Source organism: Gordonibacter pamelaeae 7-10-1-b (genome assembly GCF_000210055.1).
GTDB classification, from domain to species: domain Bacteria; phylum Actinomycetota; class Coriobacteriia; order Coriobacteriales; family Eggerthellaceae; genus Gordonibacter; species Gordonibacter pamelaeae.
In genome coordinates this window covers 902,468-919,014 of the sequence record NC_021021.1, presented here as the reverse complement: position 1 = coordinate 919,014, position 16,547 = coordinate 902,468, and the positions used below count along the sequence as shown (strand labels likewise).

The 16,547-nt window shown below is 65.5% G+C and carries 15 protein-coding genes; 5 read left to right on the top strand and 10 right to left on the bottom strand.

The annotated features are described in order from the left end of the window. Window positions 1–175: 175 nt before the first annotated feature. Both GPA_RS04325 and GPA_RS16665 read right to left on the bottom strand, forming a co-directional pair. Window positions 176–565, bottom strand: a complete 390-nt coding sequence (locus GPA_RS04325) for an MmcQ/YjbR family DNA-binding protein (RefSeq protein ID WP_015539050.1) — start codon at window positions 563–565, stop codon at window positions 176–178. Continuing rightward, window positions 562–1,752: a M50 family metallopeptidase gene (locus tag GPA_RS16665; RefSeq protein WP_049784005.1), complete on the bottom strand. Its 1,191-nt coding sequence runs from the start codon at window positions 1,750–1,752 to the stop codon at window positions 562–564. The genes GPA_RS04325 and GPA_RS16665 overlap by 4 nt, the downstream gene beginning before the upstream one ends. 226 nt (window positions 1,753–1,978) lie before the next feature. Between GPA_RS16665 and GPA_RS04315 the strand changes: the two genes are divergently transcribed. Genes GPA_RS04315 through GPA_RS04310 form a run of 3 tightly spaced genes read left to right on the top strand, consistent with a single transcriptional unit; the run spans window position 1,979 to window position 4,238 of the window. Then, a complete protein-coding gene (locus GPA_RS04315) occupies window positions 1,979–2,656 on the top strand; it encodes a TetR/AcrR family transcriptional regulator (RefSeq protein WP_015539049.1) in 678 nt (225 codons plus the stop codon). Beyond that, entirely contained in the window at window positions 2,657–2,899 is a 243-nt protein-coding gene (locus tag GPA_RS18880; RefSeq protein ID WP_167536597.1) for a hypothetical protein, read from the top strand. A gap of 16 nt (window positions 2,900–2,915) precedes the next feature. Then, window positions 2,916–4,238, top strand: a complete 1,323-nt coding sequence (locus GPA_RS04310; protein WP_015539048.1) for an MFS transporter — start codon at window positions 2,916–2,918, stop codon at window positions 4,236–4,238. Here the strand turns inward: GPA_RS04310 and GPA_RS04305 are convergent. Together GPA_RS04305 and GPA_RS04300 are read right to left on the bottom strand one after the other, a co-directional pair. Next, complete coding sequence (locus GPA_RS04305; protein WP_015539047.1) at window positions 4,235–4,558, bottom strand: heavy metal-binding domain-containing protein; 324 nt, start codon at window positions 4,556–4,558, stop codon at window positions 4,235–4,237. The two genes, GPA_RS04310 and GPA_RS04305, sit on opposite strands and share 4 nt — an antisense overlap. A 228-nt stretch (window positions 4,559–4,786) precedes the next feature. Further along, window positions 4,787–6,001 (bottom strand): diphosphate--fructose-6-phosphate 1-phosphotransferase, encoded by a 1,215-nt coding sequence (locus tag GPA_RS04300; protein ID WP_015539046.1) that lies wholly within the window; start codon window positions 5,999–6,001, stop codon window positions 4,787–4,789. A 536-nt stretch (window positions 6,002–6,537) separates the two neighbouring features. On the opposite strand from GPA_RS04300, the gene GPA_RS04295 reads away from it, so the two are divergent. Beyond that, the gene (locus GPA_RS04295; protein ID WP_015539045.1) at window positions 6,538–8,979 is read left to right on the top strand and encodes a ribonucleoside triphosphate reductase; all 2,442 of its coding nucleotides are present in this window, start codon (window positions 6,538–6,540) and stop codon (window positions 8,977–8,979) included. A 577-nt stretch (window positions 8,980–9,556) separates the two neighbouring features. Then, window positions 9,557–10,507, top strand: a complete 951-nt coding sequence (locus tag GPA_RS04290; protein ID WP_302319247.1) for a PDDEXK nuclease domain-containing protein — start codon at window positions 9,557–9,559, stop codon at window positions 10,505–10,507. Here the strand turns inward: GPA_RS04290 and GPA_RS04285 are convergent. The 6 genes from GPA_RS04285 to GPA_RS18875 form a co-directional block, all read right to left on the bottom strand. After that, window positions 10,504–11,433: a hypothetical protein gene (locus GPA_RS04285; protein WP_156790926.1), complete on the bottom strand. Its 930-nt coding sequence runs from the start codon at window positions 11,431–11,433 to the stop codon at window positions 10,504–10,506. The genes GPA_RS04290 and GPA_RS04285 overlap by 4 nt on opposite strands. Beyond that, window positions 11,417–11,890, bottom strand: coding sequence for an RNA polymerase sigma factor (locus GPA_RS04280; protein WP_231847566.1), 474 nt, complete (start codon window positions 11,888–11,890; stop codon window positions 11,417–11,419). The genes GPA_RS04285 and GPA_RS04280 overlap by 17 nt, the downstream gene beginning before the upstream one ends. Window positions 11,891–12,091: 201 nt before the next feature. Beyond that, window positions 12,092–12,793, bottom strand: a complete 702-nt coding sequence (locus tag GPA_RS04275) for an anaerobic ribonucleoside-triphosphate reductase activating protein (RefSeq protein ID WP_041239061.1) — start codon at window positions 12,791–12,793, stop codon at window positions 12,092–12,094. 108 nt (window positions 12,794–12,901) lie between these two features. Next, on the bottom strand, window positions 12,902–14,008 hold the full coding sequence (locus tag GPA_RS04270) for a hypothetical protein (RefSeq protein WP_015539041.1): 1,107 nt from the start codon (window positions 14,006–14,008) through the stop codon (window positions 12,902–12,904). Window positions 14,009–14,057: 49 nt separating this feature from the next. After that, window positions 14,058–14,717: an RNA polymerase sigma factor gene (locus GPA_RS04265; RefSeq protein WP_231847565.1), complete on the bottom strand. Its 660-nt coding sequence runs from the start codon at window positions 14,715–14,717 to the stop codon at window positions 14,058–14,060. A gap of 160 nt (window positions 14,718–14,877) precedes the next feature. After that, a partial coding sequence (locus tag GPA_RS18875; protein WP_041239060.1) for a hypothetical protein occupies window positions 14,878–16,547 on the bottom strand: 1,670 nt, incomplete at its 5' end.

Below are 16,547 nucleotides of genomic sequence, written 5' to 3'. Positions count from 1 at the left end.
GCCTGTTCGAGCGCTTCTACCGCGCCGACGACGCTCGCAGCGCGGCCGGGAGCGGCCTCGGCCTCGCCGTGTCCGCCAGCCTCGCCGCCGCCATGGGAATGCGCCTGTCCGCGCGCCTGGAGGGAAACGTGCTGGTCGTGGAGCTGGGGCTGCCGGAAGGGTGCGCGGTTCCCCGCTAAGCCCCTTCCCCGGCGATCTCGCGTTGCAGCTTCTTGGTCAGCTTGGCGAACACGAGGTTGTAGGAGTGGTCGCACAGCTCGCGAAGCAGCTCTTCGGGCACGTCGCCGTCGAGGTCGACGGAGATCCAATGGCGCTTGTCGGCGTAGAAGCCGGGCAGGATGTCGTCGGGGTGCTCGGCGCGCAGCTGTTCGGCCCAGGCGGGGTCGCATTTGAGCGATACGAGCCGGCGACCGGCGTACTCGTGGTGCTGCGGCCCGGGCTGCATGGTGGCGGCGAACATCTTGCCGCCCACCTGGTAGCGCTGCCACTCCCATTCCACTTTGTAGTCCGTCGTCGCGCCGGGCATGCCCAGCAGGTAGGCGTCCAGCCAATCGTGCGCGGTCATGGTCGTGCTCCTTCCTCGGTTGCGTCGGTTTCGTGCGCGGCTCGCTCGCGAAAGCGCGCATCGGCCGCGTCCATCAGCTCGCGCTCGCCCTCGATCTCGCTCGGGTAGGGGTAGCGCGCCGCTGCGCGGTCGAACTCCTCGCGAATGCGTCGGGCCGCCTCCTCGTCGCGGCCGACGAGGAGCGCCTGGGCGTAGCGCGTCCTCATCACGGCGGGGAAGCGGCTCATGGCCTTCATGAGCTTGCGCGCGTCGGCGTCGAGGGTGCGCTCGACCTCCGCCGCACGGTTCTCGCCCACGAGCTCGCAGTACGCGAGGTCAACCTTCAGCAGAGAGCGATGCAAGCCGAGCATGCCGGTCTCGCGTTCCAGCAGGTCGCGGATGGCGCCTGCGGCCTCGGGGGTGCGTCCCTCGTCCAGCAGCCGGTTGCAGGCGAGCACCGCCACGGACGCTATGAGGGGGTTGCGCAGCTGCCCGGAATCTGCCGGCACGGCGAACCAGGCGGCGGGCATGTCCTTCACGCGCAAGTCGTCGGCCTGCGCCTCGCCTATCTTGAGGATGACCCAGAACGCCCGCAGCGCGTCCGGCGACTCGCCAGCTGCACGCAGGTTCTTGCCGTCGTTGTTCACGCCCCCGACGGTGAGCGGCAGACCGTTCGTCAGCGCGAACGCAACGCCGACCAGGGCGAGGAACGCGAAGAAGATCGTCGCGAGCCTCTGCGGCAGCGCGAAGGCGAGGGCTGCCGCGACCAGGGCGACCAACGTGTTCGCCAACGCGCCGCCCAGGTTGTAGAGCCGGTAGGGGATGCGCCCGTCCACGAGGTCGGGCGGCCCCATGAGGCACTGCCCGCCCGTCCCTTGAATGGAAAGCCGCTTGAGGTGCAGCCGCCCGTCCTGCTCGACGAGCATGTAGCTGCCCACGCGAAACGAGCGGAACCGGTAGCCGGTCGCCAGTCCGAGTGCGAGGTGCCCCGCTTCGTGGACGACGATCTGCAGGAGGTACGACACGGTCAAGAGCACGACGACCGCTGCGAGCCAGGCGACGGTGCCGAGCGGGTCGCCCGAGGTTCCGCTGGCGTCCATCGAGCGTCCGATAAGGTAGCCGCCTGCGGCACCGGCCGCCATGAACAGCACGATGGCGAACGCCCTCGTTCCCCGCTGGCGCTTCCGTTCGCTTCGCTTTGCTGCCACGCCCCCGCCTTCCTTCGCCGCTTGCTTAAAGCCGCCTCCCAGTATCTCACATCGCTGCGAAGTTCGCCCTTGCTCTCCGGGTCTCGGTGTCGTAAGATACATACCGTCGGTATGTTTTTAAAAAAACGACGCACCGAATTTCGGCACGAAGAAATCGATGCGGCGCGAGTTCCGCCGGATGTTTCACGTGAAACATCCGTTCGGTTGATCGAAGGAGGAGGCGTCCATGGCGCGCAACAAGTACCCCGAGGAGACGGTGAGCCGCATCCTCGACGCGGCCATGCGCCTGTTCCGCGAGAAGGGCTTCGAGCACACCACCATCCAGGACATCGTCGACCAGCTCGACGTGACGAAGGGGGCGGTGTACCACCACTTCAAGTCGAAGGAGGACATCCTCGACGCCGCCATCGACCGCGAGAGCGAGCCCCTCATGCGGCTTTTGGTGGAGATCCGCGACGACCCGCGCATGACCGGCCTCGAGAAGATGCAGGCCCTGTTCGAGGCATCGATGAACGGCCCTCAGCTGCCGCTCAGCGCCGAGGTTGCCATGGCGCCCGACCCGGTGCGCAACAGCCGCTTCTTGGGCATGCAGTACCAGTCGATCGTCGAGGAGGTGGCGCCGCAGTTCGTGGAGCCCATCATCCGCGAGGGCATGGCCGACGGCACCATCCGCACGGAGCACCCGCAGGAGATGGCCGAGGTCATCCTCATGCTGGCAAACCTGTGGGTGAGCCCGGCCTTCCGCATGACCGATGCCGAGAGCCTGCGCCGCCGCATGGACTACTACGTGGAGCTGCTGCACCTCATGGGCCTCGACGTGCAGCCGGGTCATATCGCCGGCATGCTCGAGGAGTTCCGCGACGGCTACGAGCGCAACCTGCAGGAGAAGGGGGAGCGCGCATGATTGTTTGAGCGCAAGATGGGCCGCAGTGGTTGCGGCGCTCTGTTTTCGGCTGCGGTTGTATCGCGCATCTTGGCCGTGGTAGTGCCACGATGCTGGATCGCAGTTGCAATTCGTCCGCTTCCCGATGTTTCACGTGAAACATTTGTACTGAAAAGGCAGGTGCTGTTCGCGGTTGCTTGTCGTTTAATCGCTGCCTCGGCGCAGCGTCTTTTTAACCAAGATACATACCAACCGAAGGTATGAAAGAAAGGAAGAACCTATGGACAAGCTCTTGAACCGGCCGTTCGTCTCGATCGTGATCGTGCAGATCGCCTCGCTGTTCGGCGACGCGGTGCTGCGGTTCGCGCTGCCGCTCTACGTGCTGAACGTGACGGGGTCCGCCGCGCTCATGGGGGCGGTGTCGGCGGCGGCGTGGCTGCCGTACCTCGTGCTCACGCCCATCGGGGGCGTGGCGGCCGATCGCGTGAACAAGCGGCGCATCATGGCCGCGCTCGACACGTTGCTGGCGCTCACGTGCGCGGCGTTCCTCGCGCTCGACGGCGTGATCGATCTCGTGGGACTGTGCATCTGCGCGCTCATCGTGCTGTACGCGGCGCAGAGCGTGTACCAGCCCACCGTGCAGGCAGCGGTGCCCTTCGTGGTGCCGCGCGCCGACGTGGTGCGGGCAACGGCCGTGGTGAGCCAGATCAGCGCGCTGTCGGGTTTGGTGGGTCCCGTGATCGGCGGGCTCGTGTTCGGGCTGTTCGGCATCGAGCCGGTGGTCGTAGTGGCGGGGGCGGCGTTCGCCCTGTCGGCTTTGCTCATCGTGTGCGTGGTGCGCATCCCGACGGCGGACGTCGAGCGCAGTGGCGCGGGCGTCCTGCGCACGGTGGTGGGCGACCTCGCCGAGAGCTTCCGGTTCCTGCGCGGCGAGCGGCCGGTCATCCTCAAGACCATCCTGTTGGTGGCCGGCATCAACGTCACGCTGACGGCGTTCATCATCATCGGCGCGCCGGTCACGGTGACGCAGATCCTCGGGCTGCCGAACCAGTTCATGGGATTCGCGGAGGGCGCTCTCGCGCTCGGCGGCCTGACCGGCGGCATTCTGGTGGGCGTGCTGGCAAAGCGCCTGACCCTGCGCCAGGCGCCCGTGTTCCTCTTCGTGGCGGCCCTCGCCCTCCTGCCCATCGCGGTGGTGCTGGGCACTCCGATGGACCCGCTCGTCGCCTACGGCGTGCTGGTGGCCAGCCTGTTCGCCTGCATGGTCTGCGCCACCATGTTCAGCATCCAGGGCGTCTCGTTCATCCAGCTGGAGACGCCCTCGCACCTGGTGGGGAAGGTGATCGCGCTGGCCATGGCCATGGCGAACTGCGCGCAGCCGCTCGGGCAGCTTGTGTACGGCGGCCTGTTCGACGCGCTGCGGGGCAACCTGGTGCCGGTGGCGCTGGGTACTGCTGCGGCCGCCCTTGTCATCGCGGCGCTCACGAACCGTGTGCTCAAGCGCGGCCTGCCGGCGGGGAATGGGGCGGGGGCGGCAGACGGAGTCGCCGTTGTCGTGCCCGCCGCCCCCGAGGCGCTGGAAGCCGCAAAGCCCGGCGTTTAGGCCTGCTCGAGCGTGACGGCGGTGCCGGAGGCGGTGACCATGAGCATGTTGCCCTGACCGAGCACCTCGTAGTCGATGTCCACGCCCACCACGGCGTGCGCGCCCATGGCGGCGGCGCGCTGCTCGAGCTCGGCGAGGGCCTCGGTGCGCGCCTGCAAAAGCTCCTGCTCGTAGCCCTCGCTGCGGCCGCCCACGATGTTGCGGATGCCCGCGCCGAAGTCGCGCAGGAAGTTGATGCCGGTGATGACCTCGCCGAACACGATGCCGTAGTAGCCGCTTACGCGGTATCCGTCGACGGAGGGGGTGGTGGTGACGATCATGGCGGTTCCTTTCAACGGTTTGACGTTCGACGAAGAGTATAGCCGCCAACCGTTAAGAAACCGTCAGCATCCGCCTTAAGAAAATGTGAAGAGGGCGTGCCAGAAGCCCGGGATGTGCCATTAGTGCCATTAGGACGGGGATAATGGCACATCCCGGCACCGACCCCGGCCGCCGTGACGCCAATGGCACACCCCCGCACCGGCCCCGGCCGCCGTGACGCCCGCCGTCTAGCGCCGGTTGAACGGCACGATGGTGGCGGGGATGCCGCCGTCCATCACCACGCGCGGCTCGCCCTTGATAAGCGGGCGGAAGTAGTCCAGGGCCTCCGGCGCAATGCCTTGGTAGGCGGGCAGGATCCACTCGGAGGGGAAGTGCCGCACGAAGTTCGCGAACTCGCTCGCCGGCGCGGCGAAGAACCACGCGTTGTAAAGGCCCTCCGCAGCCGCTTCCTCGTCGCGGCGCACGCCCACCACCTGGCCGGTGAACGCAGGGTCGGCGCTGCGCATGTGGGCGCTCAAGCCCAGCTCCCAGGCTTCGGTCCGGTCGACGATGCTCTGCGCGAAGTTGCTGGAACGCGCCGCGCGCGACAGGTCCTGCACGATGCCGCGCGGCACGATGCCCGCGTCGACGATCATCTGCTTGATGGCGGCCGCGGCCCCACCCAGCACGGCGTGCGCGAACCCGTCGTCGGCCGCTTTGCCGGCGGAGAGGTAGGTCCCGTCCGCGTAATGCGCGCCCTCGGACGTGACGATGTAGCACTTGCCCGTCTCTTCGAACTTCTTCCGCACCTCGGCCAAGAATGCCTCGCGGTCGAAGTCCACCTCCGGCAACACGAGCAAATCCACGTCGCCGGTGACGCAGCAGCTCGCGGCGAGCCAGCCTGCATCGCGGCCCATCACCTCGAGCACGAACACCTCGGGGCGCGTGTAGGCATCGTAGTCGAGGCGTGTGGCGTGCGTGATCTCGCAGGCCACCTTTGCGGCGCTGGGGAATCCGGGGCAGTGGTCCACGGGCACCAGGTCGTTGTCCACGGTCTTGGGAATGCCGATGAACCGCTTGCCCGGCGCGTTGTCGCGCGCCCACTCGGCCAGCGCGTCCACGGTGTCCATGGAGTCGTTGCCGCCGATGTAGAACATCGTCGTGATATCGTGCGCGTCCATGACCTCCACGAGGCGATGGTAGTCGGCGTCGTTGCCGCGCTTGAGCTTGTAGCGGCACGTGCCGAGCGCCGATGACGGCGTCTGCTGCAAGAGCTCGATGTCGTGGCCCGTGAGGTTCGTGAGGTCGTACAGCTGGTCGTCCAACGTGCCTTCGATGCCGTAGAGGCCGCCGAACACGCGGTCGTACAGCGGGTTCAGCTGGTTGGCGCGCACGACGCCGGCCAGGCTGGAGTTGATGACGGCGGTGGGCCCGCCGGATTGCGCGACGAGGCAGTTGGCCATGATACGCTCCTGTTCTCTTCGGTAGCTGCCGAGTATCGCGCGCCCGGGCCGGTTCGTCAACGATTTGCGCCCGGAGACTTGCGAAAGGCGCAGGGATTCCACGGCGGTGTGCACGCTCGACGTCAGGAGGCGGGACGGTTCGCCGGGCACCTGCGGGCAAGCGGCAGCAGGGGCAACACAGGCCGTTCCGCCCGCCGAATTCCACGAGAAACAGATAGCCGCAGGTGGCCTCTTCCGTACCTTGTTCGCGGGACGCGGCGGGCGGTTTGTTCTGTTGTCGCAGGTCGTCTTTCATAGAGCTTACCGGGATGCTCGTATAAAACCCCAGATGGCAAAACATACCATATCTAGTTGGTTCGCACCTTTAGAACTTCAACATATGGGTGACAGAAGTTGACGAGGAAGCGCGACGCTGGTAGGGTGTGGGCTACCGATTCCCGACCGATCGCAAACCCCATCTGCGTCCGCCGGCGCCATGCTGCACGCGATCGACCAATCGTAGAGGCAACGCGGAAGCAAGCGAAAAAGGAGACCACATGTACGAGGTTCAGAAGCGCGACGGCAAGATCGCGGAATTCGACATCGCCAAGATTTCAAGCGCCATCGCCAAGGCGTTCGACGCCCTGGGCAAGCAGTACCATCCGTCGACCATCGACCTTCTGGCCCTCAACGTGACCGCCCATTTCGAGCCGAAGATCGAAGACGGCATCATCACCGTCGAGGACGTGCAGGACAGCGTGGAGGAGGTGCTCTCCACCGCCGGGTACGCCGACGTGGCGAAGTCCTACATCCTCTACCGCAAGCAGCGCGAGAAGGTGCGCAACGCGGGCGCCACGCTGCTCGACTACAAGGACCTCGTGGACCAGTACGTCAAGGTTGAGGACTGGCGCGTGAAGGAGAACTCCACGGTCACGTACTCCGTGGGCGGCCTCATTTTGTCGAACTCGGGCGCCATCACGGCCAACTACTGGCTCTCCGAGATCTACGACGACGAGGTGGCGCGCGCGCACCGCAGCGCCGACATCCACCTGCACGACCTGTCCATGCTCACGGGTTACTGCGCGGGCTGGTCGCTCAAGCAGCTCATCCAGGAGGGACTGGGCGGCGTGCCTGGCAAGATCACGTCGAAGCCGGCCAGCCACCTGTCGAGCCTGTGCAACCAGATGGTGAACTTCCTCGGCATCATGCAGAACGAGTGGGCCGGCGCGCAGGCGTTCTCGAGCTTCGACACCTACCTCGCGCCGTTCGTGAAGGCGGATGACCTCTCTTACGACGAGACGAAGCAGTGCGTGGAGTCGTTCGTGTTCGGCGTGAACACGCCGTCGCGCTGGGGCACGCAGGCTCCGTTCAGCAACATCACGCTCGACTGGGTGTGCCCGGCCGACCTGCGCGACCAGCCGGCCATCGTGGGTGGGCGCGAGCAAGGCTTCACCTACGGCGACTGCCAGGCCGAGATGGACATGGTGAACAAGGCGTTCATCGAGATCATGATCGAGGGCGACGCGAACGGCCGCGGCTTCCAGTACCCCATCCCCACGTACTCCATCACGAACGACTTCGATTGGAGCGAGACGGAGAACAACCGCCTGCTGTTCGAGATGACCTCCAAGTACGGCACGCCCTACTTCTCCAACTACATCAACTCCGACATGGAGCCCTCCGACGTGCGCTCCATGTGCTGCCGCCTGCGCCTCGACCTGCGCGAACTGCGCAAGAAGTCCGGCGGGTTCTTCGGAAGCGGCGAGTCCACGGGTTCGATCGGCGTCGTGACCATCAACATGCCGCGCATCGCCTACCAGGCGGTGGACGAGGCCGACTTCTACCGCCGCCTCGACCATCTCATGGACGTGTCCGCGCGCTCGCTGCACACGAAGCGGCAGGTCATCACGAAGCTGCTCGACGCGGGCCTCTACCCGTACACGAAGCGCTACCTGGGCACGTTCGAGAACCACTTCTCGACGATCGGCCTCGTGGGCATGAACGAGGCGTGCCTGAACGCAAGCTGGCTGCGCGCCGACATGACGCAGGAGGTGGCGCAGGCGTTCACGAAGGACGTGCTGAACCACATGCGCGACCGCCTGGCCGACTACCAGGAGGAGTACGGCGACCTGTACAACCTGGAAGCCACGCCGGCCGAGAGCACCACGTACCGCTTCGCCAAGCACGACAAAGAGCAGTTCCCGAACATCATCACGGCCAACGAGAACGGCAAGCCGTACTACACGAACTCGTCGCATCTGCCGGTGGGCTTCACCGATGACATCTTCAGCGCGCTCGACGTGCAGGACGAGCTGCAGACGCTGTACACGTCCGGCACCGTGTTCCATGCGTTCTTGGGCGAGAAGCTGCCCGACTGGAAGGCGGCCGCCACGCTCGTGCGCAAGATCGCCGAGAACTACAAGCTGCCGTACTACACCATGTCGCCCACGTATTCCGTGTGCAAGAACCACGGCTACATCGCCGGCGAGGTGTACGAGTGCCCGTGCTGCCACGAGGAGACCGAGGTGTACTCGCGCATCACCGGCTACTACCGCCCGGTGAAGAACTGGAACGACGGCAAGTCGCAGGAGTTCGCCGATCGTGTTGAGTACGACTTGGGGCATTCGCATCTGACGCGCGAGGGCGTGCAGGTCACGGCCGCCGCGGAGCAGGCTGGGCAGGCTGGCTCGCACGTGACGGTTCCGGGCTTCGAAGAGCCGGCGACTGCGCCCGAGCACAGTGCGCTGCCTGCTGGTCTATACCTGGTGGCAACGCGCACGTGCCCGAACTGCAAGTTCGCGGCAGCCGAGATGGATGCCGCCGGCATCGCCTACGAGGAGCTTTTGGCCGAGGATAACGTGGAGCTGGCGCAGCGCTACCGCATCATGCAGGCGCCGACGCTGCTCGAGGTGGGTGCGGACGGCTCCGTGGACATCACGGCCGGTGCGGCAGCGGTGTTCCAGAAAGTCAACGCCATGCGCGCCCAAGTGGTGGCATAAGGCGCGGAGCAAACGCGCAGGTTGAGGGCTGGATCGAAGCGATCCGGCCCTTTTTGACTGAGGCGAATTCGGGGCACAACGTGCCTCGAATTCGGAACACACCGTGTTCCGAATTGTGCGCACAGCGTGTGCGCAATTCGGAGTCGGGTGGGGTGCTGGATTCTTTGCACGCTGTATAGCGAATTCGGCACACAGCGTGCGCCGAATCTCCAAAATGAACGAAATTAACGTACAATTGTTCCTTTTTATGTGTTAGAATACCTTCAGAAACGAGCCAGTGCAAGCGCATCCTATCCGCATCCGTTGATGGCGGGGATGCCCATAGATGGCGGCGGGTTCCGCGCCGCCCGTACCACGCTTGCAAGATCCTCGAAGCCAACGGAATGCCCTTCGCGCCGCCGCGCTCTGCGTGCGCATGCGTGACGTGCGCCCGAAGGGACGAGAGGAGCGAGGCATGGACGATTCGATGGTGCGGAAAGATGCGGCGGTGTACGACTCGGTGCGCGGGGCGCTCGAGGCGGCGCGGAAGAAGGCCGCCGTCGCCGTGAACGACGCCATGGTGGAAGCGTACTAGGAGATCGGCCGCCAGATCGTGGAGGCGCAGGGCGACCGCGCCGAGTACGGCAAGCATCTCATGGAGTATCTGTCCGAGCGCCTGACGAAGGAGTTTGGGAAGGGGTTCAGCGTCCCCAATCTTAAAAACATGAGGCAGTTCTACCTTGTGTTTCCAATTCGCTACACACTGTGTAGCGAATTGAGCTGGTCGCATTATCGCCTGATCATGCGTGTAGAGGACGAGAAGAAGCGCTTGTTCTACATGCGGGAGGCTGTCGAGCAGAATTGGACGGTTCGTCAGCTCGACCGCGAGATCCACTCCTTCTACTACGAGCGCCTTCTGGCGACGCGGGAGGAGGGGCGCGAGTCCGTGCGGCAGGAGGTCAAAGTGCTTGAGCCGCCCACCAAGGCGGACGGCTTGCTCAAGGACCCCTACGTGCTCGACTTCCTCGACATGGGCGGCCGCACCGACTATCGCGAAGACGAGCTTGAGCAGGCGCTCATGGATCGGCTGCAGGAGTTCCTCCTGGAGCTCGGCAAGGGCTTCGCATTCGTCGCGCGCCAGCAGCGCATCGCCGCGGAGACGGAGAACTACTACGTCGACCTCGTGTTCTACAACTGCATACTGAAATGCTACGTCCTCATCGACCTCAAGACGGGCAAGATCACGCCGCAGGACGTGGGCCAGATGGACTTCTACGTGCGCCTGTTCGACGACCGCTGCACTCAGCCGGATGATAACCCCACCATCGGCATCATCCTCTGCGCGACGAAGGACGCCACCGTGGCCCGGTACTCGGCGCTCGCCGACGGCAAGGGCCTGTTCGCCTTCCGTTACACGCTGTGCCTTCCCACCGAGGAGGAGCTAGCGCGCGCCCTCGAGCCTACCAGCGCGTTGTTCCTCGAGCGGGATGCAGGAGAGGACATGAATGGACCTGCTTCTGCGCCCGGCGATTTCGCTTCGACTGTCTAGTTGCCGGCTATTTCGGTGAAGGTGTAGCTGGTCGGGTTGCCGAGGTCGGGGGCTTCTATGAGATACGACTTGGTTTGGGTCGAGCCGTCGGCGAACGTGGCCGTCGCGCTGAGCACCGAGCCTGTCAGCTCGCGTGCGGCTCCTTCCTCGATGGCGGCATCCAGCTGTGCGGCCGCCTCGTATGAGTGGCCCTCGGCCATCAGGCGGCGATACGCCTCGAGGCCTGATTCCGAAAGGGGGAACCCGATATAGATTTCCACGATGCGCGTGTCATCGATCGATTCCTGGTGGTTGTAGTCGAACGTGACGGTCTTGGGATAATGAAACACATGGATGCCCTCCGCTCGCTGCTGCTGCGTGACGGTCTTGTCGATGATCTCGAAATATGAGCGCTCGCCTTCTATCTCGTAGGTTATGGTCTCGATGTTGTCGCCCTCGCAGCGTATGTTGAAATGGTACTTGTACCCTGCCCATTCGTAGCTCCAGAACGAGTCGTCGGCGGGGTTGTACCACGGGCCGCTGTAGCCTCCGTCTCCATGAAACTGGCTCGCATTGAGCTCCATAGAGTTCTCTTTCACTTCTTCGGGCGCTTTTGCGACGTTCTCGTCCGGGGTTGGGGGCTCTGCCATGAGGTCGTTGACGATGCCGAACCCGCCCGGCGAGTTGAGGGCGAGCGCGGTCGTGCCCGCACCGAGCAGCAAGGCAATGCAGGCGGCTATGACGAGCATCCTGGTTCGGTGGTGCCTGAACAACGCAGACGGGCGGCAGGGGCCGTGCCCCGTTGCTGCAGCGCTCGCACTGCCACGACGTGCGCGGGCTTCCTTGAGGACGGCCTCTCTCAACTGCTCGGGAGCGCGCAAATCGCTCATCATGGCTTGGTAGTCGTCGAGGGTGGGGGGATGAGGACGGTTATGCTGTTCGGCCATGGCCCGACTCCTTTCTCGACTCGATGTTGCCAGCTTGCCCAAGCTGCTCGTCCCGCAGCGTTGTCCGGAGGCGTTCGCGTGCCCGGTGGAGGCGGGTGCGGACGGTGCTCGGCTTGCAGCCCGCGATGCGGGCGATCTCCTCGGTCGAATAGCCTTCTGCGTAGTGCAGATGCACGGTGGTGCGCAAGTCGGGCGGCAGCGCGCCGACAACTTCCCAGATGCCCGCCCGGAAGGCATCGGGTGCGGGTATGTCGACGTGCTCCTGCTCCAATCCGCCGGTGCGGCGGTTCCAGCTAAGCCGCGCGAAATCGTGGCAGCGGTTGATGGTGACGCGCAGCAGCCACGCCTTCAGGTGCTCGTCGCTCTCGAAGGCGGCCGTGTGCTCCAGCAGGCGCATGAACACGTCTTGGTACACGTCGTCGGCATCGCTCGGCGACCCCGTCTGCGCGAGCGCCACACGATACACCGTGTCGCCCCACGCATCCATGGCGCGTCTCAAGAACGCGTCCGAGCGAAGCGGGCAAGGATTGTCGGCCGCATCGGTGCGGCCCGTTGTGCGCTTAAACGGAATGTGCATGCATTCACCTCTCTGGAGACAATACGGGAGAGGCGTCCCGATTGTTCCGAAGAAGGCGAAAAATTCGTCGCGTGCGCTCTTCTACACGCCGCGCAGCTGGGTGTTGGGGACGGCCTGGCGCAGTTCGGGAAGGAGGGCCTCGAGGTCGGCGGGATCCCAGGCGTGCAGGGCGCCGGGGCCGGCAAGTACGGTGTCGGCGTCGACGAAGCTCTGCAGGTGCCAGGCATGGGCGCCGGCGATCCAGCGGGAGAGCGCCACAAGGTCGGCCGTCCCGTGCAGCTCGCGCGTGACGGTGGTGCGGAACTCGTAGGGTACCGCGCTGGCGAGCAGGTAGTCGACTGATGCGGCGACGGGTGCCAGGTCGAAGCCGGGCACGCCGACGGTTTCCGCGTAGCGCTCGGGCGCGTTCTTCACGTCCAGCGCCACATAGTCCACGAGTTCGCTTTCGACGAGCTCGCGCAGCCGGTCGGGAAAGCTGCCGTTCGTGTCCAGCTTCACCGCGAAGCCCGCGCCTTTGATGCGGGCGCAGAAATCGGCCAGCTCGGGCTGGAGCAGCGGCTCGCCGCCGGTGATGCACACGCCGTCGAGCAGGCCGTGCCGCTTGTCCAGGAACGCGAAGAACTCCTCGACCGGCGTATCGCCGGTTGCATCGCCCGCGCCCAGCACGAGCGCGGCGTTGTGGCAGAAGGGACAGCGGAAGTTGCATCCCGGGAGAAACACGGTGGCCGCCGTGTGCTCGGGGAAGTCCAACAACGTCAGCTTCTGCAATCCGGCTATTCTCATGGGTCGGCTCCTTGGACAAGAGAACGGGAGCCCGAACACCGTTCGGGCTCCCGACATCATAGGACGCACGGCCGCATTCCGCAAACGCGGCCCGGTTGGACGCGCCGTCTAACCGGTCACTTCCTCGAGCGTGTAGAGGACGGGACGGTTCGGCTCGGCAGCACCATCGGCGGAGAAGCGGTCTGCAAGGTACGCGGAGTACGCCTGCTCGAAGTCGTCCACGGGGACAAGCCGGTAGGTTTTGGTGGCGGTCGTTCCGTCGTTGAACGTGGCGGTGATGGCGATCTTGGCCTGCGAGATTATCTCGGCATCATGCTGGCCGAGCACAAGCTCGAATTTGTCAGATGCCTCGTTCCATGCGGCGATTTCCTCTTCGGTCATGTTGTCGCGCGGAACCCGAGGCTGGGCGGTGCTGGCTTGGAGCTCGTCCCACGCCTGCCTGTCGCTGCCCTCGAGCACGTAGCTCAGGCAGATTTCATGGTGCACGCGATCGATGGCGCTCATGTCCTGGTCGTGGTAATCGACGGTGAACGTACTGTCTTGGTCTGCGGTTGCCACGGCGCTTCCCACCTCGGGTTCGCCGTTCGATTCAAGGTACTCGCTCGTCAGCTGCCAGTTGTTGAAGGAGACCCCTTCGCCCTGAAGCTCGTAGGTGATGGAGGCGATGTTCTCGCCCGAGCAGGTGAGGTTCAGGTTGTAGGCGCGCGATGCCACGATAGGGCCTGGATACGAATCCGTTTCGGCGTCGTAGAGGGGTCCGGTCGACGCGCGCATGAGCATGAAATCCTGGGAGCTCAACGTAACCGGCCCGTTCGCCGGCGTCCCGCCCTCGTCGGCGAAGGCGGCCAGCTGGAACGAGTTGGCGACTGCTGGGACGTCGTCGTTCCCAACCAGGCCGGGCAGTCCCAGCGCGATGGCCGTGCCGCCCAGACCCAGGGCCAGCACGGTGCAGGCGGCCAGGGCGAAGCCCTTCATGCGGCTGCGCTTCACGGAGAACACGGGAGTTGCGGGCGCCTCGCGTGCCGGGGTGGGAGCGCTCGGCTGCGGCGTGCAGGTTGCGTTGGCCGCACAGGCGCTGCAGCTTGCCGCTGCCGATTCGGCCTTGTCGGCAGCCAGCCGGGCGCGGGCCTGCTCGAGCACCTGGTCGGGCAGGTGGGCGGGCGCATGGGTGTCGTGCATCATGGACTGGTAGCGGTCCAGAGGGTCGGTGCTCATAAGGTGCCTCCTTTCGAGGGGAGGATGGAGGTGGTCAATCGGGAGGGGGCTATTCAGCGGTCAGGGCTGCGGCGTTGGGCGGCCGCGGCAAGGTCGGCGCGCCGCCGGCTGCGGACGCGTTCCCGCTGTTCGGCAGTGTTGCGGGCGCATCTTCGGCGGCGTCGGCCTCCAGCAGCTCCCTGATGCGTGCTCGGGCGCGGAACAGCCAGGTGCGCGCCGTCGCGGGGCGGCAGTCGAGCGCGCTCGCTATCTCTTCGGTCGAGTAGCCCTCCACGTAGTGCAGGTGCACGGCCGTGCGCTGCTGCTCGGGCAGCTGGCCCACGGCGTCCCAGACGGCGGCGTCCTCGTCGTCGTGCGCGGCGGCGTCGGGTGCGTCCCATTCGGGGTCGAGCGCGACCGTGCGGCGCTTCCAGCCTGATCGTGCCAGGTCGCGGCATCGGTTCACGGTCACGCGCAACAGCCACGCCTTCAGATGCTCGGGGCTCTCGAATGCCGTGCCGCTGTCCAACAGTCGCAGGAACACGTCTTGGTACACGTCCTCCGCATCGGCGCGCGATCTAGTCTGGCCGAGCGCCAGCCGGTACACCGCATCGCCCCAATCGGCCATGGCCTGCTTAAGGAACGCCTCGGGATGCGGGTTCGCCCCGCTTTGCCGCAGCGCCGCGGGCCCTCGCAACGCCCCGTCTTCCGCTCGTTCATGGTTCGGCATGGTTTCACCTCCTTGAAGAAGCATACGATCAAGGGAGAGTGAATGTTTCAGAGAAAGGAAAAGCCGTACGAAAAAGAACGCCGCCCCCGTAAAGGAGAGCGGCGTTCGTGAAAAGGCGGGGGCGAGGCCGAATTCGGCCCCCGTTGAGGGCGGTCTGCGCCTATGCGAGTGCGCCGATGCGGAAGGCCAGCACGCCCGGCATGTCGGAGTGGCCGTAGTACACGAACGAGAATCCGGAGTCGGCCAGCATCTCGTCGCTTACCACGCTCAAAATCGACACCTCCCGCGTCTCGCCGGGCTCCATCATCTGGAAGTAGTACATCGACTCCCAGGTGGGTCCTTCGTGGCCGCTTCGCCAGATAGGCTCGAAGGACGCCCCGGTGTTGGCGGAGAAGGTTCCATCGTCGTTCGGTCGGAGGGTGGCGAAGAAGCCTCCGGTCAAGTACACGTTGGCCTGTTCGTCGGAGTTGTTCGTCACCGTCTTCGTGAGCAGCACGTACGAGAAGCCGGGCGACAGCGTGCCGTCGGCCGCGATGGAGAACTCGCCACGCACGTCGATGCTGCCGGTCTCCTCGTCGCGGCGACCGCCGCTGCCCTCGTAGTACAGGATGAGGTCCTCCACCGCCACGCCCTGGGGCAGCCCGTCCAGGCGTTCGACGCGCTCGAACGTGGTCGTGGTGTTCGCCTCGTGGTACGGCTCCAGGGACGCGAGGTCGGTGACATTGTCCCGCTCGATGGTCGGGCCGGGCGGCACGTTGGACTTGCTGCTGGGCGCAACGCCGTCGGGCGAGGTCTCGGGCGGCGGTTCGAGCTCCCGCGGCTGCGTGAGCGGCTCGGTGAGGAAGGGGTACGACGCTTCGCCGCAGGGGAACGGCTCGTCCGTCTCGCTCGCGACCGTGCCGTACAGCGTGTGGATGGAGGCGATGCCCTGGTTGTAGGCCTCCCAGAACTCGTCCGCGGTCTTCTTCGCCTCGGTGGTGATCTGGGGCACCAGCTCCAGTACATGGTTCACGCCGTCGGCGGTCTCTACGATGTTGGCCTTGAAGTCGGCCGCGTGCAGGTCCACTACCTGCGTGGCCGTTCGGCCGTCCGTGAACGTGACGGTGATGGTGAGCTGCGCGCCGTCGAGCGTGTCGAGGGCGGCGTTCATGCTGGCCAGCCCGTCGAACTCCCCGCGATCGTTCTCCACGGCGTCGAACGGCTCGTTCGTCCACAGTCCGAACCGGTACTCGCTTGCGCTCGCTTCGGGCTCGTCCATGACGGAGGTGTCGACCGTGGACCCGAGCCGCTGGTAAAGGTTGGACTTGCCCGTCCTGCTGGGGTCATTGCGGTCTTTCCCCACGTTTTCGTCGCCGGGTTCGATGGTACCGTAATACAGCACGCCGGCCACGTAGTCGTACTTTCCAAGCAGCTCTCCCTGCCCGATCTTATAAGGTTTCCAACTGCTGACTTCCTTTACGAACTCCGGGTCGCTCTCGCGCGACCATACCTTGCTCGTCACCCGGTACAGCTCGCCGCGCGACACGTTCGCCTGGACGCGGGCGATGTTGTCGCCCTCCACGCTGAACACGCAGCCGGTGTAGAAGCCCTCGTTGGCATAATCGTCGCCTTCGGGCGGTATCATGCGCTGCGTCTCCGTCTCGCAGTTGAAGACGATGGTGCCGTTCGAACCGGTGGGAAAAAGGGTGTCGTCCACCGCGCCGTAGGCCTTCACGGCGAACGCGGTGGGGGATATCCCCGCAGGCAGGGAACCGCTTCCCTGCGGCCACGCGAGCGAGATGCCCACGACCGCCGCCAGCGCGGCCAGGCAGGCGGCCAGGGCGAGCCCGC